The sequence below is a fragment of the Kitasatospora sp. NPDC004669 genome (genome assembly GCF_040609455.1).
GTDB lineage: Bacteria > Actinomycetota > Actinomycetes > Streptomycetales > Streptomycetaceae > Kitasatospora.
This window is the reverse complement of sequence record NZ_JBEXKB010000076.1, coordinates 1-21,965: the sequence shown is the minus strand read 5'-3', so window position 1 is coordinate 21,965 and position 21,965 is coordinate 1. Positions and strand designations below refer to the sequence as shown.

Here is a 21,965-nt window from a genome sequence, read left to right as displayed (position 1 = left end):
GCCATGCGGACAGAACACGGCAGGCACGGCCTGCGAACCGGGCGCGGCAGGCGGACGGCACCCCCGGACCGACCGTTGTCGGTGGTGATCGGAGCCGGCGGCACCGGCGGGCACATCTATCCGGGCCTCGCGCTGGCCGAGGCCCTGCACCGGGCCGACCCGCGAGCGGTGATCTCCTTCGTGGGCACCGAGCGGGGGCTGGAGACCGGGCTGATCCCGGAGGCCGGTTATCGGCTGCACACCGTCGGCATGATCCCGTTCGACGCGGCCCTCGGCCTGCGCCGCTACCTGCTGCCCGCGGCGCTGCTGCGCTCCGGCCGGCAGTGCCAGGAGATCCTGCGGGCCCAGGGCGCACAGGTGGCGGTCGGCATGGGCGGCTACCCGAGCGCACCGGTCATCGTCGGCGCCCGGCTGGCCGGCCTGCCGAGCGTGGTGCACGAGTCGAACGCGGTGCCCGGGCGGGCCAACCGCTTCGCCGCCCGGCTCACCCCGCACATCGCGCTCGCCTTCGACCGGACCCGCGCGCACCTGCCCGCCGGCCTCTCGGCGCAGACCGTCGGGATGCCGCTGACCGGCGCCGTGGCCCGGCTCGACCGGGCGGCGCTGCGCGCCGAGGCCCGGCGCCACTTCGAAGTCCCGGACCACGCCCGGCTGCTGGTCTTCAACGGCGGCAGCCTCGGCGCCGCCCGGCTCACCGCGGCCGCCGTCGAGCTGGCCGAACGCTGGCGACACCGCACCGACAGGCGGCTGCTGATCAAGACCGGCCCGGCCACGCTGACGGAGGTCCGCGCCCGGCTGGCCGGCAACCCGGTGGCGCAGGCCGTCGCCTATCTGGACCGGATGGACCTCGCCTACGCGGCGGCCGACCTGATGGTCTGCCGGGCCGGCTCGGCCACCGTCGCGGAGCTCTCCAGCATCCGGATGCCCGCCGTGCTGGTGCCCTACCCGCACGCGCCGCACGACCACCAGACGCACAACGCCCGGGTGCTCTCCGACACCGGCGCCGGCCTGCTGCTACCGGACCGCGAGTGCACCGGCGAGCGGCTGGCGGCGCTGGTCGAGCCGCTGCTCGCCGACCCGGCCCGGCTGGCGGCGATGGCGGCGGCGGCCGACCCGGGCGACCACGCGCGCGCCGCCGACCTGCTGGTGACCCGCGGCGCCCGGGTCCGGGCCCTGGTGCACTACAAGCCGTACGCCGAACGCGGCTACCTGGCCCGCTACCTGGCCGAGCCCGACGGCGCCGTGGAGATGATCGCCGGTGACGTCCGGGACGTAGGGCGGGTGCTGGACGCGGTCGCCGGCTGCGACACCGTCTTCCACCTCGCCGCGCTGATCGGCATCCCGTACAGCTACCTGGCCCCGGAAGCCTACGTGCAGACCAACGTGGTGGGCACCCAGAACGTCGCCGCCGCCTGCCTGCGGCACGGGGCCCGCCTGCTGCACACCTCCACCAGCGAGGTGTACGGGACCGCGATCACCGCACCGATCAGCGAGGAGCACCCGCTGCAACCACAGTCCCCGTACTCCGCCTCGAAGATCGGCGCCGACATGCTGGCGCTCTCCTACTGGCACGCCTTCGAACTGCCGGTCTCGGTGGTGCGTCCGTTCAACACCTACGGCCCGCGCCAGTCGGCCCGTGCGGTGATCCCCACCGTGCTCGCCCAACTCCATGCCGGGGCCCGGGAGATCAGGCTCGGCTCGACCACCCCCACGCGGGACTTCACGTACGCGACAGACACCGCCGAGGGATTCCTGGCCATCGCCCGGGCCGACCGCGCGATCGGCGAGGTGATCAACCTCGGCACCGGCAGCGAGGTCTCGATCGGCGACCTGTCCAAGGCGCTGATCGCCGCCAGTGGCCGGGAGGCCGAGATCGTGGTCGACCCGAGCCGACTGCGGCCGGGCGGCAGCGAGGTCGAACGGCTGCTCTCCGACAACCGCAAGGCGCACGAACTGGCCGGCTGGCAGCCGCGGGTGGCGCTGGCCGAGGGACTGCGCCGGACCTCCGACTGGGTCGCCGAGCACCTGCACCTGCTCGCACCGGATCGCTACCAGGTCTGACCGCCCCCCGGACACCACGCCCCGTCGCCCGCACTGGCCGGCCATGCCGGCCATGCCGGCCAGTGCGGGCGGCGGGCCGCCACGCCGCTCCGCGTCGCCTACAGCGCGCGCTCCAGCCGGTCCGCCGGCAGCTTGATGAACCGCGCCGGCTCAGCCGGGCGCCCACCCTCAGCCAACAAGGCCATGCCGTAGCGGAGTTCGGCGGTCTCCGCGAGGCCGGCCTCGTCCTGCTCCTGCCCCTTCCGCTCGACGAGCGCGCTGTTGAGCCCAGTGACCAGCGGGTCCTTTGCGGCGCGGGCCTTCACGCACCCCAAGCACTCCAGCCAGTCCGGGCGGGCCTTCTCCCGCAGCTCCAGCCTCGAACCCGCCTTCCCGTCGATCGAGCCCCGGCACCACCAACACGGCCGCAGCGCGGCGTTGCCCTCACGGGCTACCAGGAGGCGCTGCTGGGCGCACACCTCGGCTTCCTGGCGGGGCTTACCGGAAGCAATCTGTTCGCACGGGTACATTCGCATCACGCGCGCGTTTCCGTCTCTGGGAGCGCTTCCTTCCAGGAGGGATGTGGCCTTTCATGTCGGGGTTGTCCACCACTGCCGAGGAACGTTTGGATCGGCTGAGCGCCACCTTGTCCGTGACAGAGGCGGCTGCACACCAAAGTTCATCGCATCAGGGTCGGTGACTGCCGCCACGACCTTGCCATGGATGCGGAGGCACGCCCCACGTGAACGACTGATCGTCACCACGACTCCCCCTGCCGGACGCGACCTCAAGCGTTCTACCTGCATAAACGTCATGCATCGCTAATTTTTCCCCGGATACCCTGTGGACCGCCCGGTACATCGACGCCGCCGTCGCCCAGCTCCAGGCCGAGGGCCACGAAATCCACGACGAGGACATCGCGCGCCTCTCCCCGCTCAAGCACCGCAGCCTGAACCTACTCGGCCGCTACAGCTTCACCGCCAGCGTCCCGGCCGCTGGCGCCCTGCGCCCGCTGCGCGACCCGGACACGGTCGAACTGGACGAGGGCGACGAAAACGCGGAATAACCCGAAGATCGCTTTTCACTGACGCTCGAACGAGGCGATAGGCATCTCAACCTCAGTCCGGGAACCATTCCGGTGGACCTTGCGGTCACCCGCACGGCTGTGCCGCCTCCACGCCGCCCGGGCAACCTCGCGCCGAGAAGATGACAGGGTTGCTCCGGAAGGCGGAAATTGTCCACGAGAAAACCAACACTTCGTTACGGGCTGTCAGGTCGGCGGCGGTGAGTGCTGACACCGGGAGTGACAGCAAAGACTCTTATCTTTCGCTTAGAACGTTCCCTTAGCCTCTTGTTCATGATGATGCAACGTGGTGCGGTCGGATCTGTTGTCCTCACGGCCATGACCTTGGCGGCCACCGTCGGGGTGGCCGCCGCGGCTCCCGCCCGCGACCAGGCCGCCGTCTCGATGTCCCCCGGAAAGGTGACGAACAATCTGTACATGTCGCTTGGCGCATTTGAGGATGCGACGTCCGGCGAGGACCCTGAGGTCAAGGCCATGATTGACCGTACGGACATCGGCGGCGTCCAGGTGGTGGTGCCCTGGAAGGCCCTTGAGGGGAAGAAGGGGGAGTACAAGTGGTCGCGGCTGGACATTGCCCTGAAGTATCTCCAGGAACGCCACAAGAAACTGTTCGTCCAGGTTCAGGATCGGTTCTTCGATGTAGCCATGAAGGACGTCGGCGTTCCCCAATATGTGAAGGACGAGGGCGGGGTCGCACCGACGGTCGATGAGAACCCTGACAACCCCACCACCCATGGAGCCATGGCCGCGCAGTGGAACAAGGAGGTACGCACAGACTTCCAGGCCATGCTGAAGGCGATGGCGGAGAAGTTCGACGGCAAGCTCGCCGGGGTGAACCTTCCGGAGACCGCGGTCGAGGTGGACACCAAGAATGATCAGACCGAGTACACCTCGAAGTCCTACATCGATGCCGAGATCGACAACATGCGCTACGGCAAGAAGGTCTTCACCAGGACACAGTTCATCCAGTACATCAACTTCCTGCCGGATGACGACGACCACAAGCGCATGAAGGAGATGTTCGACCTCGCCAGGGACCAGAAGATCGGCATAGGAGGACCGGACACCCTGCCGGACCGGAAGTACCAGATGGAGAACTCCTACAAGTTCCTCCACGAATACAAGGATGCCCTTCCCCTCGTCGCGATGGCCGTTCAGGAACCCGACATCAACGCCAAAGACCCCAAGACGGGTGAGCCGTACACCCGCGAACGGTTCACGGACTTCGCCCACGACTACCTCGGTGCGCGCCAAATGTTCTGGACCACCGAAGCGGACTGGCTGCAGAAGCCCCAGGCATGACACGTGCGCGAGTGCGGCCACTCAGACCCGTGTGAGTGATCGAGCGTTCCCAGGGGGCACCTCGCGATGTGATCAGCACATGACCTAAGGAATTGCGCAGCAGAGTCTGAACGCCCTCAAAACAACCCCAGGGCTGGCCCCGCACGCCTGTCGTCAACGAACGTTTGACGACAGGCGGCCGACGTGTCCAATGAACCCGTGCAATCCGGGGGTTCGCGGCGGCTCGAATCCAATCAGATCCGATGGTGATTGCCGACAGGGTTTGGTGACAGACAGGGTCCGACCCTCCGCACGGTAGGGGCCCTCGGTGGCGAACCTGGTTCAGCGGCATCTGACGGGTGTCACCGTCGGCTCTGTTGGCCGGGACGCGCCCGATCGGGTAGCCCTCGCTGGAGTGATCGGCCGGTGTCCGGCTTGCCTTGTACCGTCGGCACGGCCGTGGTGGCGTCCACCACGTGAGCGGTGGACGCCACCATGCCCGGGACCGATCGCCGTTGAGCTTGACTCTGTCGGGGGCGCGATGACGACGACGGCAGCGGTCTGCCACCGTCGGCGAAGCGGATCGTCTCGCCCTACGACCCGACGGCCCGCTACGCACGCCGCGGGCAGGTGACCCACTGGACGGGGTTCCTGGCCCACGTGACCGAAACCTGCTCGGGCAGGAGCCCGAACGTGATCACGGACGTGGCCACCACGCCGGCCACCAGAGCCGACACCGAAGTCCTGCCCGGCATCCACAGCCGGCTGAAACGCCGGGGCCCGCAGCCCGACCAGCACCTGGTCGACGGCGGCTACACCTCCCTGCCCCACGCGGGCTGCTGTTCCCGCCAGTCACCATGGCCGAGGTCGAGGACGTAGAGCGCAAGATTGGCCGGATCCTGCCCGACCTTCTCCGCACTGTCAGTAGCTGTAGCCGGGCCAGTGTGGATCGTGCCAGCGGGCGGGCCCGGTGAGGCCGATCAGCCGCAGGCGTTGGAGCAGGTCGTCCGGGGCGTTGTGCGTTCTCAGCCGAGCGGGGGCATGGCGGGTGAGCCACGTGGTGAGAACCGCCAGCTTCTCGTCCTTGTCGTACCAGGTGCTCCAGGGGAGTTCGTCGGCGAGCAGGTCGTAGTCCCACGTGTCGACTGCCTCCGCGAGGTTCCGGTCGGCCATCGGGTGCTCCAGCGCCTCCCAGACGCCGAGCCACGGGCTCAGTTCGCCGGACGCCTCAACGCACAGGGCAAGCGTCAGAGAGATGTGCCCGACGGGGCCGGCGGTGACGAGGCTGTGGGCCCAGAACGCGTGCAGGAACTCCCGCACGGCCGCGGCCTGCTCCCGAGGCCATTCCTGCCAGTTCCCGCGGGCGAAGGAGAGGCCGATGTCATCCCGGTACCCGAACGACTCCGATCGGCTGTCGATGAGAGCGCCCGCGAGTTGAGGCAGGATGCGGCGGAGCACCGAGCCGTGGTCGCGCCAGTCCGAAGGCTGCCAGGTCCGCCGGAGGAGGTCGGGATCGAGCCTCACGTCCGGCACCTTGAGGAGAGCGAGCTCCTCCGCGCTGCCCCAGTGGCACTCGCAGTTGGCCTCCTCGGGGTGGGCGGTCGCCCCACGGAAGACTGCAAGGCCCTCCAGAGCCGCGTCGAGGCGAACCTTCGCACGTAGAGCGTGCATGTCAGTGAGCTGGTGGGCACCGTGCCGGGCTCGGCGCCCTGGTGCTCGCCGTCGTCCCACTGGGTGACGATCGGGATGTCCGAGGCGGCCGCCGCCGGCCAGCCCTGCTCGTCCTCGGTCCGCTCCAGAGGCCGGCTCTTCCCGGTGGCCATGTCGTGCGCCCAGATCAGGTCCGGCAGGAACAGCGAGCGCGGGACGGCGCCGAAGGCCGGCGCCCACGCGTCGGCGACGGGGAAGGACCGCCCCGGCGCGGGGCGGTCCTCCTGCTCAGGTGCGAGCGTCACTTGCGGTGTCCCCCGTCTCCGGGCGGGGTGGTGCCGTCAGGGGACGGCGGGTCGGACGGCGGCGTCCACGGGGTACCGGGGTGCCCGTCCCCCTCGCCGCCACCGCCGCCCAAGCCTCCGCCGCCGTGGCCTCCGTCGATGTCCATGCCGACCTCCTCGTCGTCGCTGTGATGGTGCACTCCCGGGGACCGGGAGGAGTAGGGGACCGCCCCAGCGCACCGGGGCGCTGGTGGGCCTACGCCGGGCTGAGAGCGCGGGTGCGCGTAGTACTGGTGGACGGTCTTGCCGAACGTCTCCAACGTCGCGCCCCAGTGCCCGCCGGTCAGGTGGTGCACCAGGGCCAGACCGCGGCCCGACTCGGCCGCGGGGCCCGCCTCGACCAGGCAGGGCAGGGTGCGGGAGCCGTCCCGGACGCTGATCCGCACGCACCGGTCGGTGACGCGCTCGACGGTGACCGTCATCCGGCGTCGGCATCCTGTCTTCGCGGCGTTGCCGACCAGCACCCTGACGACGAGTTCGCCGGCCTCGACCAAGTCCTCCAGCCCCCACCCGGGAAGTGTGGTGCGCACCAGGCTGCGGGCCTTGGCGGCGGACTGCGGCTCGTAGGGCAGCGACACTTTCACGGAGCCGGCGGCCGGGGGCCGCGGCGGGGTCTCGACGGCGGCGGTCACCGTGAACCTCGCACGCGCCGGCGCCGCCCAGGTGCGGCCGCGGCCGTGGCCGGTGGGCGGGCTATGGGGTGCGTGGCCACGGCGGCTCTCCGCTCCCTCGTCGGCGGTGACGGCTGCGCGGGCCCGCGCAGCGGTCCCGGCTCGCCTGCCGGGTTCCGGGTGTCCGGTCCGTCACGGCGGGCGACGGATCGACGGTAGGGAGTCCGCTGGCGGGCCCTCAACGAGGTTGCGCCATCTTGCGCGAAGTCACCCGAGAGTGGCTATCGCCGCCGTGATCAGCTGACGGGTACTGGCCCCGTGGACGGCCATGGATGCCAGGTCGGTGAAGGTGCGCACGTAGTCGGCGATCTCGCGTGGCTGGGTGATCCGCAGGTAGCCGGAGGTCAGCTCGACGGCCACCTCGGCCTCGTCGAACATGTAGAAGTCCTCGACCGGCAGGTGTGGTCGGTCGGGCCCGGTCGGGATCACGCCGACACTGACGAACGGGCTGGAGGAAACCGCGAGCAGGTGGCCGAGCTGGGCCGCCATCGTCGCCGGGTCGCACACCGCGGCGCGCAGCACCCACTCCTCGATGAGCAGGCCGAAGCGGTGCCGGCCGGAGAACAGCATCCGCTGACGCTCCAGCCGGGCTTCCACGGCGTCGGCGACGTCGTCGACCTCGACGCGGGCGCGCTGGATCGAGCGCAGGACGGCGGTGGTGTACTCGGGGGTCTGCACCATGCCCGGCATGACGCGGCTGGCGTAGACGCGGACCAGCCCGGTGCGACGGTAGAGGGCGGCAACGGACTCCTGGGCGGCGCGCAGCCCGCTGCGCTCCATGCGGCGCCACTCGGTGTACATGGAGTCGACCGCGCGGGCGGCGGCAATGAGATCGGGGACCTGGTCGCCGGCGCCGCAGGCGGCGCACCAGGCGCGCAGGTCGTCCTCGGAAGGAGCAGACTTGCCGCTCTGGATCCGGGAGGTCTTCGCCGGGTGCCACCCGCAGCGGGCGGACAGCTCGTCGCCGGTCAGGCCCGCGTCCTTACGCAGGCCGACCAGCCGGGCGGCGAGCGCTTTGCGCGCCTCGATGACGCTGGACGACGGGGACGACGACATGGTGCCGGCTGCCCGGCGGGTGGTCGGATTGGGTTGGTCAGACGGTGTACTGCGCGTGCGGGACGGCCCGGTCCCAGACCGCCTCAAAGGCGCCGGTCACCATCTTCACCACTCTCGTCCTCCAACCACACGGTCGGAGACCCGCCGTTGGGCGTGTCCGGGTCGATGCCCCTGAACCGTAGTGCCATGACCGCTCCTCCTGCCAAGCCGGTTGCGGATCCTTGCGGCCCCACCGTTTCGCTTGGCTGACGATCCGTCAAGAGCGCGCGGGCGCAGCCGTGCGACTCGCACCGCACAACGGGCCCGAGGCCCGGCCTCGGGCCCTCGACTCGGTCAGGCAGTGCGGATCTTGCCAGTAGCGATCAGGCCGCCGATGTAGCCGGGCCAGTCCCGCTCCAAGGTCTGCTGCATGAACGTGCGCGCCACTTCACGGTCCTCGGGGGTGACCTTCTCGACCCGGCCGTCCGTGAAGTACATCGTCGCCCCCTCGCGGCCGGCGTCGCCCAGGATCGCGTGGTGGTACTGGCTGAGGGTCAGGAAGAGCGCGGGGGCGGGGGCCTCCTCCAGGTCGCAGAGGGCCATTTCCCAGCGCGTGCCGCGCCGGGTCCAGTCGCTACCTTGCTGGTCCAGCCACAGGGTCAGGTCGCTGAAGAACACCAGTCGCCGGGTGGGCTGCTCCTTCTGGTAGGCGTCGGCGACGGCCAGGACGTCGGCCACGTCCCGGGACACCATCTGCCTCGGGACCATCGACGGGGCGAGCGCCTGGGCGCACTCCCGGTACGGGCCGCCGGTCTGCGGCCAGTCCAGGGCGTGAGCGAGCCAGTAGCGGGGCTGGAGCAGTGCGTTGGACACGGTGGTCCCCCTTCGCCGCGAGCGTGGCCCGGGCACGGCCGCCCGGACCCGGCCACCGTAGCCGCAGCATTACCGACTGCGTGCGCGAACGAGCCGGCACGCCTACGGACACCCGCAACGGTCGGGACCGGCCCCGGTGCCCCGCCCCGTGAAGTTCAGCCCCTGATGCAGCACGGCGGGTTGACCCGGGTGCCCGATGACGACCGCACGCACGGATCAGCCGGCGGAGGCCTGCTCGGCCTCCCAGCGTTCGGCAAGCCCCTGCTTCCAGCCCTTGGGCGGCGGCCAGGGCAGTGCGGGTGCCGATACATCATCCGGCCTGCTCACGCGGCATGTTGGTATTCGTGCAGGGTTCCTCCGAACCGGTCTCGTCGGCGGATCTCAAGGTGCCTTGGATTCTGCGGTAGCCCCATGAGGCGTTCTCGCGTGCGAGGACCGGAATCAGGGCGCGGATCGATCGGATCGTGGGCGGGTGCCCGCGGCGCTCGGGCACGCAGGTGGCAGCGTGGCGTCGTCCGAGCAGGTCGCGGCGCCGGCGCAGGATCGTGTCGGGGCTTACCAGCAGCAGAAGGTGCCGCAGCTTGTCCGTCGGGAGGTGGTGGAGCAGGCCGGCGAGGATCGCGCGGTCGGTGTCGGTGAAGGCGGGCTTGCCGACCTGCCGTTGTAGGACCAGCAGTTGATGCCGCAGGGCGAGGATCTCGATGTCCTTGTCACGGTCGCTCCTCGGCAGCAGCCGCAGCAGGGCGAATGTGTTGGTGACAGTGAGACAGGCCAGGCGCAGTAGCACGACCGACCACGATGCCGCCCGCCTCTGCCCAGGTGAAGACCGCAGGGCGATGGACAGTTACCTCAGAAAGGATCGATCAGGGCCGTGACCTGGCGGATGATTATCGGCACTCGCAAAGCCGCCGGGCTGTTCGCTGCACCTGACGGACCGCTCACCTCAGTCCGGCGCTGTCGGCCTGACACAATGTCATGTCGACGGGCATGCCGACCGCGAACCAGGTCGACTGGTCGTCGGCGTCCTTCGGGGTGACGGTCCGCCAGCTGGCGGCGAAGGACAGGTCGCATTGCTCGCCCGCGGCCAGCTCGGGCAGTTGCCAGCGCAGGCCGCGGTTCTCGAAGACGTTCACGCCCCAGTGGGGCCAGTGCCTGCGCTTGTACACCTGGGGAAGGAGGGACTCCCAGCGCGGGGGCGCACCCGGGCCCGCGCACAGGTCTTCCTCGTCGCGGGTGCCGACCGAGAGCCGGACGTCATCGGCGTCGAACTCTACGGCGGCGATGCCTTGGCCGGGGTTCGCGACGCCCTGAGCCCCGACCGGCAGCGTCGCCGTCACCACGACCCCCGGCAGGGCAACCCGTGCGGACACCCGCCAGAGCAGCGCCCAGCAGTCTGTCAGCTCGACCGGTCCGATCGGTTCCTCCACGTACCGGCCGAGGCCGGTCTCCACGTCGGCGCTGCTGGTGCTCCAGCGCGAGACCACCGCACCGGACGGCAGTCGGAAGGCTCGCAGCGGTGTCGCAGGCAGCTCGCAGCCATTGATCTCGGTCGCGAAGGTCAGTGCCCCCAGGGGCGTGGCGATCTCGGGAGGGACGGGCGGGCAAGCGGCCATCACGGTGCCGGGCAGCAGAGCGGTCACCGCCGCACCCTAGCGGATCGCACTGCGCCGTGCGCTCCGGTTTCCACCAGTCGATCACCGGCCTGACCGGTCCCCACTGCTCATCCGTCACGTCGCTCGGATACGCCTGTCTCCCCATGCACCGCAGAACATCACCCAAGCCCCGACCGGCACGCCAGTACGACTGGCGTTCACACGAACAATCGCGATCACGAACCATAGATAAACGGACTTAACGCACTCTCAGTGCTCGGTGGCCGTGTACAGGCCACGGCCGACCCGCTGTGCGCGGGATGCCTTGACGAGTCGCTCCAGTGCGGTGCGCACGGCGTTGACGGCGTTCGGGGTGTCCTCGCGTCCCAGGGCCAGGGCGACGTCGCGGGCCCGAACCGGTTCACCTGCGGTGGCCAGGAAGTTCGCGACGGCATCCGTCGTACGGGGTGCCTTCGGGGCTGCGGCGGCCTGCGGGGCCGGCTTCGCCTTGCCGGTCTTCCTCGCCCGGACGGGCTTGTCCGCCTCAGCTCGCTTCCTGCCGCCGACCGAACGCGCCTTGACCGCGCCGCGGGTTCGGGCGCGCGGCGCCCTGGCCTCAAGGTGCTCGGCCGACACGGGGCGCCCCTCCTCGACAGCCTCGGCCGGGGCGGCGGGCGCCGGCTGCAGTGGGGGCACCGCCGCGAGCGAGCGCAGACTGTCCAGGGCGGCCCGCACCGCCTCCAGACGCCCGGTGACAGCACTCAACTCGCTCTCCAGACGCGTCTGCTGCTCCTGGAGCGCGGGGAGTTCGCCTTCCAGCAGGGTGATGGTGGACTCGACGCCGTCACGCGTCTCGAATGTGGTGGTCATACCTACCTCGCTCATGGTTTCCGGGTCCGACCGCAGGTGCGGTGGCACCCACTGACTCTACGGCCTGGGCCTGCCGTGGTTGGGCGGAACCGGCAGGTCACAAGCCAAAGGAGGACAGCAGTGCCGAGACGATCCTGCCCGCTCCCGCCATCGCCGTGGCTCCGCGACCCGGCAGATCCTCGGCCCGCAGGTTGGCAGCCAGGATCCGTCCGCGCGCGTCGAGCAGGAGCAGCCCGCCCACCCCATCCGTGAAGCCCCCCCTCACCGCCATCCTGGACGGCACTGAACGCATCACCCGCGCTTGTCTCGGCACCGTACGCCTGGACCACCTCGCCGAAACCCACCACAAACCCCGGCCCCGCGACCGCAACCGGGGAACACCCGACACCAGCTGGCACCGACCCCGCGTACCCGGGCACTGGCTGAGAACCGCTCAGAGGCCGCTTCGCCCGCTCCCCCGGTCGAGATCCAGCCAGCGCCACCGGTCCGGCGTCGGTGACGACCAGGGCGACGGGCGGGTATCCGACGCGGGTGTGGCCGAAGCGGGGAACCGCCTCCAGCGGTGCACGTCCGTCCCTGGTACCTGGCAGTGTTGTTCGACAGGATGTTCCGGTGACGAACTTGCCCCGGATCTGGACGATGACCCGCACCAACTTCCACACGGCCGACCCGGTCGAGCGGTGGACTGCGCGCGCTACCTGGGCGGTGTTGACCGCGACGGCCTGGCTGGTGGTGATGTTCACGACCGTCTGGGGGGCCGAGGTCGCCGGGGCTCCCACCGGTACCGTGGCGTGGTTGGCGGTCGTCCTCTCGCCGGCGGTCCCCGTCGTCTCGTGGGTCGCCGTCACCTCCGGGCCCGGCGGGCGCCCCGGTGCGCCGGCGTTGACGGTCGTCCTCCTGCTGGCGGCCACCGTGCTCGTCATCACCTTCACCTGAGTCGAGGCGCACGGCTCCCCGGCAGCACCAGCGGGCCCAAGTCCTTCGCCGCGCGGGCCTCCACGTACCCCTGACACTCCAGACGGTCCGGGCCGGCTTCCTCCCGCAGCGCCAGCTCCGAGCCCTCCTTCCCGTCGATCGAGCCCGAAACGTCCAGCACGAGCGCAGCGAAGCGTTCGCCGTGCGGGCGGCTTCCAGGCGCTCGAGCGCCTCGGCCGCCTGCTTCTCCTGCTGTTCCTGGTGGTTCTCGTGGCAGGGCCAGCAGTGGCCACCGGGGCGACGGGTCCAGTCCCGGTGAGCACGCCATGCAGCGGGTCCTGGACTATCTCTGGGCCCGGTGACCGGGCGGCAGGCACTCGCCGTGAGGATCACGGACAGTACCGTCCACACCTGGGATCTCGCACGGGCCGTCGGTGCGGAGGAGTCCCTCGACGCCGACCTCGTCGCATGGATCGACGAGCATTTCGAGGAAATCTACGCAGGCTTGGCGGAAGCGCCCACCGCCACCGAAACGACCCACCGGTTCTTCGCCGCTCCCGAGGACACGCTCCCTCACGACGCATCACAGCAGCTGCGCCTACTGCACCGATTGGGAAGGGCGCCCGCCCGCGCTCACTGCGAAGGCATCCGCAATCCGTCTGTGGCGTATGACTTTTCGCTGTTCAGCCATGGTGTGCGGGGTTGGGCGGCAGGGTTTCGGCATCGGGTTGTCGAGGTCGGAACGGAGCGTGTGGTGCCGCCGGCGCCTCGGGGGCCGAGGTTTCGCCCCGGAGCATTTCGGCGGGTGCTTCGGCACCGGGCGCGGCGGGTCGGGGCGCGGGCAGGCCGGCGGGTGCCGCCCCGACGCTGCCCTGGGCGTCGGCAGAGTCGGGCCGCATTTCTCCCCGGGGTGAAACGGTGGCCTCCTGGGCGGCGCCGGGCGCGGTCTGCTGGGTGGGATGGGCGGCCAGGATCCGATAGTCAGTTGCGTCCCGGCCGGCACTTCGTCACCTTCGCCATGTGACATCACAAGACCTTGGCCGCGTGGAGCGGATCGGCAACACGGTGCACCGACCGGTAGGGCCGTGGACACCGGCGGTTCACGGGCTGCTTCGTCATCTTGAGGCCGTCGGTTATGAGCGAGCACCCCGTGTGCTCGGCTTCGATGAGCAGGGGAGGGAGGTTCTGACCTGGATCGGTGGCGAGTCCGGTCCGGACGGCTGGGCCAAAGTCGTCGATGACCGAGGCCTGATCGCCTTCGCCCGCCTGCTGCGCGAGTACCACGACGCCGTCGCCGGCTACCGCCCTCCCGGCACAACCTGCTGGTCCACCAAGACCGCCGGACCTGTGGGCGATGAGGTGATCTGCCATGGGGACTTCGGGCCGTGGAACGTCGTCTGGTGCGGCAGTCAGCCGATCGGAATCCTCGACTGGGACCACGCCCGTCCGGCGCAGCGGTTGCACGATGTCGCCTACGCGCTCGAGTACGCCGCTCCGTTCCGGGATGACGCCGAGTGCGTGCGCTGGCTGCGCTACCCCCAGCCGCCCGACCGGCGTCGCCGCCTTGAGGTGTTCGCCGGTGCGTACGGTGTTACTGACACGGCGGGGCTGGTCGACGCCGTTGTTGCCGTTCAGGAAGAGGGCATCGACGCTGTCCGCCGCCTCGCCGAGCAGGGCCACGAGCCCCAGGCCACCTGGGTTGCCGAAGGCCATCTGGACGAGCTTCGAGATCGTGTCGCGTGGAGCCGGGCCAACCGGCATTTGATCGAATAGCGGTAGTGGGTGTCGGTTCCACGACAGCAGTCACGCTCACCGGATCGAGACGACCGTTCGACTGGCACCCCTCAAGATCGGAACGACAACAACCACTGACCACTTACCAGCTCAGGCCCCCATCACTGTGCAGAAAGACCAAGCCGCGACAGTGGAGGCGCTGGCCGAGACCGACCCGGGCTGGAACCCCACCTGGCCGCTGGACTGGCAACGCCACTACGCCGCCATCCGCAGATGCGTCGAAGGCGGGGCGCAGCCGACAGATCTGCTGCCTGGAGTCACCGTCCACGGGCACGACGTCGGCAGGTGGCTCGAGCGGCAGCGCCAGCACACCATCTGGCAGGGCCTCCGCGAGGCGCAGCGCGAGCGCATGGCCGTCCTCGGTATCGAGCCGCTGGCCGCCCCGGCCGGAGAGGCGAAGGGCGCGGCGGCGAAGAAGGCCGCCCACTCGTCCGGCGAATCCCCAGACGAGCGAACCCACTCGAGATGGCATTCGAGGCCGTGGCACCATGTACGGCATGACGAGCAACCGAAAGGTCCATGCCGCGTAGGCGGCCAGGACACATCCGGGCCGGGCTCCCGGACCGACAGCAGCCACAGCGCTCAAGGCCGGCCATCGACCGCCTCTCCCCGCGAGCACTGTCCGAGATCGTTCGCCTTGAACGCACACGGAACTACCTCCAGCCAGGAGACACAAGCGCGGCATTGCGCTTGTGGAAGGACTACGTCCACCGCCCCGAACGCGAACTCTGGCACGACGACGAGTTCGGCAACGTGCACTGGTACTGCTGCGGCAACCCGCTCGAAGGCCGGGCTCTGCTCGACAGCGTGATCCGAGCAATGTCACCGCGTGGAGGCCGCGAACTCCGCAAGGTCGTCGGAAAGCTTGACGCCATCATGGGCCCGGCCTGAGGGCTGTCCCGTATAAGCAGGTGAGCCGGCGCGAGCGACCGCGGTACGGTCCCCGGATGGCGCTCTCGAACCCCGGCTGCCCTGCTCACGGGCCCGGCATCGATCCCGCGTCCTTGATCGGGCGTCGGCTTGTGCAGCTTGTGGCGTCGTGGCACGTGTATGAAGGACGGCGCTCCGACGCCCCTGTCGACCTGTGGCTGATCGATGACCAAGGCGCGTCCACCCACGTCATGAGCGGAACGGACTGGTGCCTCGTCGTTGAAGCTTCTCTGCCGTACGAGGGCTATGACATGGGCGACTGGGGACGGATCGACGTTCTGCCTGTTCGCGAGGAGACCGGGCTCGCGGGCCGTGTCGGGGATACCGTGCTCGAAGTCCGGGAGGAGTGGGAGCCGATAACGGGGCGTATAGCGCTTGAGCTGGACTTCACGTCAGGAAGCGTCCGCTGCGAGAGCTGGAGCGGTGACCTCCGCATGGTGGCCGCCCAAGGTTCCGCCAATCCACCCGGCACCGAATGCGTCCCGAGGACCTCAAAGATCAATGACGGGACAGCCCTCAGCTGTCGGCAAACCCTGCCATCAGCCACCATCGGATCTGATTGGATCCGAGTCGCCAACAGGCCTCGAAAAGCCCGGGTTCAATGGACGCCCTTCGTGCCTGTCGTCATTCGTTCGTTTTTCGACACCGATCTCCGAAGTGATCATCGGGGCTCTAGAGTTGAGGCCATGGTTGATCAAGGGGGCACAGCGGCCGCGGGGACGGATCATTCTCGGCGGCGCCGTCATGCGAGGCGTCGTTCGGGGGCCGCGTCCGGGGGCCTGCTGCGCTCGTCCGCATTGATGGCGGCGGGCAGCGTGGTGTCGCGCGGAACAGGGATGTTCCGGTTGATGCTGCAGGCCGCCGCGCTGGGCACGCTGGCGGTCGGGGGCGCGTACAACACGGCGAACACCCTGCCGACCAGTCTCTACACGCTGTTGATCGGTGGTGCGCTGAACTCGGTGCTCGTGCCGCAGCTCGTCCGGGCGCGTACCGAGCATGCTGATGGCGGTCAGGCCCACGAGCAGCGGTTGGTCACCCTGGTGCTGAGCGTACTTGCGGTCGGGACCGTCGTCGGCGTGGTGCTCGCTCCGTGGATCGTGAGCCTTTACATGCCGGACACGCCGGGCAATCACCAGCTGTTCGAGTTGACGGTGGCCTTCGCCCGGTTCCTGTTGCCGCAGATCTTCTTCTACGGGCTCTTCTTCATGCTGGGCCAGGTTCTCAATGCCCGCGGCAGGTTCGGGGCGATGATGTGGACGCCGGTCCTGAACAACATCGTGTTGATCACCATGTTCGGCCTGTACCGGTGGCTCGTGCCTGCTCCCGGTGACGCCGCGTCCGTGACACCGGCCGAGGTGCGGCTGCTGGGGATCGGCACCACGATCGGGATCGCTCTGCAGGCGGTCTGCTTGATCCCCTATCTCGCCGAAACAGGGTTCAGGTGGCGCCCGCGCTTCGACTGGCGCGGCACGGGCCTGGGCAAGAGCGTGGCTGCGGCGCGCTGGACCCTGCTGTTCGTGGGGATCAACCAGGTCGCCCTGACAGTGGTGACGCGCTACGCCAACGCGGTGGACGCGGTCATGCCGAAGGCCGGCGCGGGCAACAGCGCCTACTTCTTCGCGCAGAACATCTGGATGCTCCCGCAGGGCATCATCACAGTCTCGGTGGTCACCGCGATGCTGCCGCGGATGAGCCGAGCGGTGGCCGAGCATCGCCTGGGCGACGTCCGCGAGGACCTGTCGCGGGGCCTGCGGGTAACCGGCGTGGCCATCGTCCCGGCCGCCTTTTTCCTCCTGGCCTTCGGCCCGCAGATCGCCACGGTGATGTTCTCCTACAGCAGCAGCGGTGCGGCCTCGGCACAGCCACTCGGCCAGATGCTGCAGGCCTTCGCACTCGGCCTGGTCCCCTTCTCCGCCCAGTACCTGCTGCTGCGCGGCTTCTACGCGTTCGAGGACACCCGCACCCCCTTCTGGATGGCGGTCTGGATCTCCGGCCTCGACATCATCCTGGCCACTGGTTGCCACCTCTTCCTGCCCCCGCGCTGGGCCGTCATCGGCATGGCAGCCGCCTATGCAGCGTCCTACGCCGGCGGCCTGTTCGTCACCGGGCTCAGGCTGCGGCGCCGTTTGGAAGGCCGCCTGGACGGCAAGCGACTCGTGCATACGTACGGGAAGCTCATGGCTGCGGCGGGGGCCGCCAGCGCTGTCGGCTGGGCGGTGGCGCGCATCTGCTCCGGTGCCTTCCCTGCTCCGGTCGTCGGCTCTGCGCTGGCGCTGGCTGTCGGCGGTGTCACGATGCTGGTGCTGTTCGTGCTGCTGGCCCGTCTGCTCCGCGTCTCGGAACTACGGAGTCTGCCCGGCCTGGGCTGACCAGTAGCCACGGGGCGCGGAGCGTGTCGGCAGATCCTGCAGGCCCCGTGCTGCCGACGGCCCGTCAGGCCCCCGTAGTGCGCGCAGTGCTCTTGGGAACCGTCGGGGCAAGGCTCGGCCGACATCTGATGGACGCGTTCGGTGGGGAACTCGGCGTCTTGGTCGTTGAGGGCGAGGACGCCCAGCGGGGTGTTGTCGGAATGGGCGACGATGAGCCGGGCGGCCGTCGGACGTGACGCTCGTCGAGCTGGGCGGTGAGATCTACCACCTGCTGCTCCAGGGTCGTGATACGGCGGTGCAGTTGCTCGATGTCTGCCGGGACGCCGATTCCGGATTCAAGCCGGACCTGCTTGCCGAGCAACTCCGTGAGCTTGTGCTCCAGGTGCCGGATCCGGGTCGCCTGTCGTCCAGTCCGGTCGTTGGCGCTGGCCAGGTCGGCCTGGAGCGAGGCCCGGCTGACCAACGGGCCCGCACCGTTTGTGCCCGGCGGTTCGCTGGCAGCCGTGTGGATCTGGGTGAACAGGTCGCGGTGCCGGCAGAGGAAGGTGTGGTCCACACCTGCGGCGCGAGCGATCACGGACACACTCATCTCGGTGCCGTTCTCGGCAGCCTGGCGGAGGGCCTTGAGGACGCGTTCGCACCGGCGTTCTGAGTCCGCCCGCCGGCCCTCGATCATCGGATTGGCGGTTGGCTTCTACGGCTTGTCAAACGGCGGGTGATCTTCGTTCGGCAGCAGCGGTACGGGGAAGCTGGTGGACGGCGGTGTCCAGTTCCAGCCGAACTTGTCCACCGTGCTGAGGATCCACACTCTCGCCGGCTCGCGTGAGGCCGCTGCGACACACGAGGTCTCTCATGACCTCGCTACCTCGAAGTGATCGGATCGGGGTATCCAATTCGGGTTTGTCATGATTTTTCCGTCAGGTGTCCTGTCATGCTTGTGACTTGTCGCTCGGGGGGGGGGCGCGAGGCGCTTTGTTGTGAGGAGAGGTGAACCCGCGGATGAGTGCAAGTCGCTGATCGACGGCATGCTGCGGGCCGACCTGGACGCTCCTCCCAAAACAGCGGCACACTGCCCAGCGCATCTATGACCGCTTGGTGGAGAGCCACCGGCTTGTCACCCTCGGCGAGCCCCTGGGTGATGTAGCGGTAGAGCAGATTGAGTCTGCCGATGGGTGTATCCGAGCTCGCGCGCCGCCCTGTCCCCGTCCATGGTGCACGAGGTCTCCACCCTGAAGGCCGTTTGAGTGACTGGAGCGTCACCTTCTGTACGCGGACACGCAACGTGTGGTGCGATGCCCACGTGAAATCCGGGGGTCGGGCTCGGAAAGCAACGCCCGCCCTGGATCCGTGGACGATCGAAGGGAAGCCCATGGTGCTCCGCGCGCTGGCCGCGACTGGTGTCGCCACATCATTGTTCGGTTCGTCGGCCTTCGGCGGCAACCCGCCCCCGCCGCCGACCCCGATCGTCATCGACAGCGTGGCGGTCAACGGTTCCGGCTGCCCGACGGGGACGGCCGCCGTGGCTGTGTCCCCTGACAACACCGCCTTCACCGTCACCTACAGTAACTACCTCGCCCTGGTGGGGCCCAGCGCGGCTCCGACCGACTTCCGGAAGAACTGTCAGCTCAACCTTCTCGTGCACGTCCCCGGTGGCTACACCTACGCGATCGTGTCCGCCGACTACCGCGGCTTCGCGTCACTGGCGCCGGGTGCGTCCGGGACCCAGCGGGCCAGCTACCACTTCCAGGGCAACCCCCACACCACCAACTCGACCCATCACTTCAAGGGCGGGTTCACCGGCAACTGGCAAACGACCGACACCGTGCCCGTCGCCGCCCTGGTCTTCGCCCCCTGCGGGGAGGAGCGCAACCTCAACATCAACACTGAACTGCAGGTCGAACGCGGCACCTCGAGCCCGAGCGCCACCAGCTTCATGGAGATGGATTCGACGGACGGCAGTATCAAAACCGTCTACCACCTGGCCTGGAAGCAGTGTCGGTGATCTCCTGGCGCTGCGATCGGCGGGTGCGTCCAGGCCAACGGCTCTCGCAATCGGTGGTAGCACTGTGTCGGGGCGGCCCGCGCTCGGGCCGCCCCTTCGCCGTTCCCGCCCGCCGTCGCCGACCTGCGCTCCCAACGCACCACCGAGGAACTGCTGCGCCTGGCCCTGCAGATCGCCGTGCTGCGCGCGATCGCCGGCCAGCGCGCCCGGGAGGAGACCGAGCGCGAGCAGGCCGCCGCCGAAGCGGCGGCCGCCGATGCGAAGCGGCGCTGCTCCTGGTGGCGCCGCTCCTGACCGCGTCTCACCCCGGCGCAGGCCGCTGACCTGAACTGGGGAGTTCCGGCGCAGGGGTGGTGAGTCTCGCCCCGGGGCGCTGGGACGTCTGCCCCGGGCCGGCCCCGGTGGACGCGTGAGGCGTGCGGCCCGCGTCAACGGCGGAGCCGGTCGGTGGTGGGCAGGGGGGACCAGGGGTTGGGGCCGTGCTGGAGGTGCCAGCCGGAGGTGGAGCCCTCGGGTGCCCGGTGCCAGGACCAGTAGTCAGGAGTGGCTGCGGTACCGGCGTCCGGTGTGGGGGTGATCAGGCGCAGCTCGGGGGCGTCCGGGGTGTCCGGGTCGGTGAGCCGGGAGCGCCAGAGGACGTCGTGCAGGGCGTCGGGGTGGGCGTGGAGCACGGTTACTCCGTAGGTGTGCAGGGTCGCCCAGAGGCGCTGGTGGGTGACGTTGGTGACGTCCGCGCAGACGACCTGGGCGGCCCCGAGGGCCAGCGGAGCGGAGACGGCGGCCGGGTGGCGGACCAGCCAGTCGAGGTCGACGGCGCACCAGTAGACGTCATCGGGGCCGTGGAGGCCGAGCCGCAGGGCCGTGCTTCGCTCCTCGACGGTCGGGGCTGCGGGGGAGGCATCGGCGGGCTGGGGCGCCGGCCCGGGCCACGCGCCGTCCGTGGGCGCCACCAGGACGGGCGGGAGCAGCTCCCCGCTGACCTCACCGGTCGTCACCAGCAGACGGATCCGGCGCAGGCGTCGCACGGCGAGTTCGTCGCAGGGGTGGTCGCGCAGGGACGGCCACTGGGTGAGGGTGGTGGCGACAGCGCCGATCCGGGTGCAGGCCAGCAGGGCGGCCACCGCCTCGGGGCCCAGGGGCAGGTGCAGGGCGACCCGGTCGCCAGCGCGCACACCGAGGCGGCGCATCGCGGCGGCGGCCCGGTCGACCTGCTCCGCCAGCTCGCGGTGGGTGACGGCCCGTTCGATGCCGGCGGCGTCGACGGCGTACAGGGCCACCGGCTCTCCCGTGGCGGTCGGCCGTGACGGGTGGACGGCGGTGCTGGTGGAGGGCATGGCGGGCTCCGGTCGGGAGAGGGTGGACAGAGTCAGCTTCCGGTCGGGGCGCTCAGCCCCTGGGGGCTCCACCAGGCCTCGCGCGCGGTGCAGTCACCGACCACCAAGGGCGCCTGGGCGCCGTGGTCGAGCAGGCAGGCCGCGCCGTCCTGGGTCCTGATCAGCACACAGTCGGCGGACCGATCCGCCGTGGCGCGGCCCGGGGCCGGCCGACGATCGGTGAGCTGCCACCTCTGCGCCGCGGCCGTGGGGGTGCCGGCGGTGGCCTCGTCCCGCACGGCCGCGGTGCCGGCCGGCTCGGCGGTGAGCAGCCGGGGTACGGGCGCGCCGCTGGAGAGCAGGGCCTGCACCACCAGGCCGCCGTCCGGCTCGGTCCAGACCAGCCACTCCTCGCCATTGGCCCCGGTGGGCGCCGTGCCGCCGACCGGGGCGCCGTCCGGAACCTCAGTGGGCGGGGCGTCGAGCACGGCCAGGCGGCGCCCGGAGTGGCAGGAGGTCAGGGTGCCCAGGCCGCCGTAGGAGGGGGAGCCCGGGCCGTCCGGGCCGAACACCGGGGTGCCCGTGGGCGCGGTGGCCGGATCGCCCAGGCCGCCCGGGAGCGCGCCGTCCGCCGTTTTCGGGCTGGTCGCGACGTGGGAGGGCGGGTCTGCCGGTTCGCCGTGCTCGGCGGCGGCGCAGCCGCCGAGCAGCAGCAGGCCGGGCAGGAGGGCGGTGGCGGTGAGGGCGGCGCGCGGCCGGTCCCGCTGCCGGTCGGGTGCGGTCCGTCCCGTGGTTGCCCTGCGCAGCGTCATCCGTCGTTCTCCTTGCCTCGCCGTACCGTCACTGGCCGGCGGTCACGCTAGGTCGTCACGGAGCGGCGGAGGATGACGGTCGGTACCGAAGGGTTTGGCCGGGTGACGGAGTTTCGGTCCACCGCACCGAAGGCCGGCGGCCCCCCGGGCCGGACTGCGGCCCCCGAAGCACCGAAAGGTTTCGTTCCCGGCACCGAGAGGTCTGCCGGAGGTGAACGGGGGGCCTCCCGGTGCCCGTGATGATCGATGAGTGGTAACGGGAGGTCACCTTCCCGCAAGAAACGCAAGGAACAGCATGAGGAGTGCGCGTTGAGGAACGAGAGCCTGGCCAACCTGCTCAAGGAGGAGCGGCGTTTCGCCCCGCCGACAGAGCTCGCCACAGCCGCCAAC

19 protein-coding genes and 2 pseudogenes are annotated in these 21,965 nt (G+C 70.1%); 10 read left to right on the top strand and 11 right to left on the bottom strand.

What is annotated here, in order from left to right:
• Positions 1–84: 84 nt before the first annotated feature.
• Positions 85–2,061, top strand: a complete 1,977-nt coding sequence (locus ABZW30_RS38945) for a GDP-mannose 4,6-dehydratase (protein ID WP_355676037.1) — start codon at positions 85–87, stop codon at positions 2,059–2,061.
• 98 nt (positions 2,062–2,159) lie between these two features.
• On the opposite strand, the gene ABZW30_RS38940 is transcribed toward ABZW30_RS38945, so the two are convergent.
• Entirely contained in the window at positions 2,160–2,519 is a 360-nt protein-coding gene (locus ABZW30_RS38940) for a hypothetical protein (protein WP_355676038.1), read from the bottom strand.
• A gap of 362 nt (positions 2,520–2,881) precedes the next feature.
• On the opposite strand from ABZW30_RS38940, the pseudogene ABZW30_RS38935 reads away from it, so the two are divergent.
• From ABZW30_RS38935 to ABZW30_RS38925, 3 genes and pseudogenes are all read left to right on the top strand, one after another.
• Positions 2,882–3,106, top strand: a pseudogene (locus tag ABZW30_RS38935) (Tn3 family transposase); the annotation flags it as partial.
• A gap of 291 nt (positions 3,107–3,397) precedes the next feature.
• Positions 3,398–4,426, top strand: a complete 1,029-nt coding sequence (locus ABZW30_RS38930; protein ID WP_355676020.1) for a hypothetical protein — start codon at positions 3,398–3,400, stop codon at positions 4,424–4,426.
• A 672-nt stretch (positions 4,427–5,098) separates the two neighbouring features.
• Positions 5,099–5,284 carry a hypothetical protein gene (locus ABZW30_RS38925; RefSeq protein ID WP_355676019.1) on the top strand — a complete coding sequence of 62 codons (186 nt, stop codon included), beginning with the start codon at positions 5,099–5,101 and terminating at the stop codon, positions 5,282–5,284.
• Between the two features lie 42 nt (positions 5,285–5,326).
• Here the strand turns inward: ABZW30_RS38925 and ABZW30_RS38920 are convergent, their stop codons facing one another.
• The 8 genes and pseudogenes from ABZW30_RS38920 to ABZW30_RS38885 form a co-directional block, all read right to left on the bottom strand.
• Positions 5,327–5,929: a hypothetical protein gene (locus ABZW30_RS38920; protein WP_355676018.1), complete on the bottom strand. Its 603-nt coding sequence runs from the start codon at positions 5,927–5,929 to the stop codon at positions 5,327–5,329.
• Positions 5,926–6,360, bottom strand: a complete 435-nt coding sequence (locus tag ABZW30_RS38915) for a hypothetical protein (RefSeq protein WP_355676017.1) — start codon at positions 6,358–6,360, stop codon at positions 5,926–5,928. Before ABZW30_RS38915 ends, ABZW30_RS38920 begins: the two co-directional genes overlap by 4 nt.
• Positions 6,357–7,031, bottom strand: coding sequence for an ATP-binding protein (locus ABZW30_RS38910; protein ID WP_355676016.1), 675 nt, complete (start codon positions 7,029–7,031; stop codon positions 6,357–6,359). Before ABZW30_RS38910 ends, ABZW30_RS38915 begins: the two co-directional genes overlap by 4 nt.
• A 246-nt stretch (positions 7,032–7,277) precedes the next feature.
• Complete coding sequence (locus ABZW30_RS38905; RefSeq protein ID WP_355676015.1) at positions 7,278–8,126, bottom strand: helix-turn-helix transcriptional regulator; 849 nt, start codon at positions 8,124–8,126, stop codon at positions 7,278–7,280.
• A 333-nt stretch (positions 8,127–8,459) separates the two neighbouring features.
• Positions 8,460–8,978 carry a hypothetical protein gene (locus ABZW30_RS38900; protein WP_355676014.1) on the bottom strand — a complete coding sequence of 173 codons (519 nt, stop codon included), beginning with the start codon at positions 8,976–8,978 and terminating at the stop codon, positions 8,460–8,462.
• Positions 8,979–9,354: 376 nt separating this feature from the next.
• Positions 9,355–9,765, bottom strand: a pseudogene (locus ABZW30_RS38895) (integrase); the annotation flags it as partial.
• Positions 9,766–9,916: 151 nt separating this feature from the next.
• The gene (locus tag ABZW30_RS38890; protein WP_355676013.1) at positions 9,917–10,618 is read right to left on the bottom strand and encodes a hypothetical protein; all 702 of its coding nucleotides are present in this window, start codon (positions 10,616–10,618) and stop codon (positions 9,917–9,919) included.
• 222 nt (positions 10,619–10,840) lie between these two features.
• Positions 10,841–11,440 (bottom strand): hypothetical protein, encoded by a 600-nt coding sequence (locus tag ABZW30_RS38885; protein ID WP_355676012.1) that lies wholly within the window; start codon positions 11,438–11,440, stop codon positions 10,841–10,843.
• A 612-nt stretch (positions 11,441–12,052) separates the two neighbouring features.
• Here ABZW30_RS38885 and ABZW30_RS38880 point away from each other — a divergent pair.
• The 6 genes from ABZW30_RS38880 to ABZW30_RS38855 all read left to right on the top strand — a co-directional run bounded on the left by ABZW30_RS38880 (position 12,053) and on the right by ABZW30_RS38855 (position 19,450).
• The gene (locus ABZW30_RS38880) at positions 12,053–12,376 is read left to right on the top strand and encodes a hypothetical protein (RefSeq protein WP_355676011.1); all 324 of its coding nucleotides are present in this window, start codon (positions 12,053–12,055) and stop codon (positions 12,374–12,376) included.
• Between the two features lie 1,023 nt (positions 12,377–13,399).
• Complete coding sequence (locus ABZW30_RS38875; RefSeq protein WP_355676010.1) at positions 13,400–14,128, top strand: aminoglycoside phosphotransferase family protein; 729 nt, start codon at positions 13,400–13,402, stop codon at positions 14,126–14,128.
• A 705-nt stretch (positions 14,129–14,833) separates the two neighbouring features.
• The gene (locus ABZW30_RS38870) at positions 14,834–15,040 is read left to right on the top strand and encodes a hypothetical protein (RefSeq protein ID WP_355676009.1); all 207 of its coding nucleotides are present in this window, start codon (positions 14,834–14,836) and stop codon (positions 15,038–15,040) included.
• A gap of 725 nt (positions 15,041–15,765) precedes the next feature.
• Positions 15,766–17,448 (top strand): murein biosynthesis integral membrane protein MurJ, encoded by a 1,683-nt coding sequence (gene murJ / locus ABZW30_RS38865; protein WP_355676036.1) that lies wholly within the window; start codon positions 15,766–15,768, stop codon positions 17,446–17,448.
• Positions 17,449–17,680: 232 nt separating this feature from the next.
• Entirely contained in the window at positions 17,681–18,100 is a 420-nt protein-coding gene (locus ABZW30_RS38860) for a hypothetical protein (protein WP_355676008.1), read from the top strand.
• Positions 18,101–18,817: 717 nt separating this feature from the next.
• Positions 18,818–19,450: a DUF4360 domain-containing protein gene (locus ABZW30_RS38855; protein ID WP_355676007.1), complete on the top strand. Its 633-nt coding sequence runs from the start codon at positions 18,818–18,820 to the stop codon at positions 19,448–19,450.
• Positions 19,451–19,878: 428 nt separating this feature from the next.
• Here the strand turns inward: ABZW30_RS38855 and ABZW30_RS38850 are convergent, their stop codons facing one another.
• Positions 19,879–20,784 (bottom strand): AMP-binding protein, encoded by a 906-nt coding sequence (locus ABZW30_RS38850; RefSeq protein WP_355676006.1) that lies wholly within the window; start codon positions 20,782–20,784, stop codon positions 19,879–19,881.
• A 32-nt stretch (positions 20,785–20,816) separates the two neighbouring features.
• Complete coding sequence (locus ABZW30_RS38845; protein WP_355676005.1) at positions 20,817–21,575, bottom strand: hypothetical protein; 759 nt, start codon at positions 21,573–21,575, stop codon at positions 20,817–20,819.
• Positions 21,576–21,965: the final 390 nt, after the last annotated feature.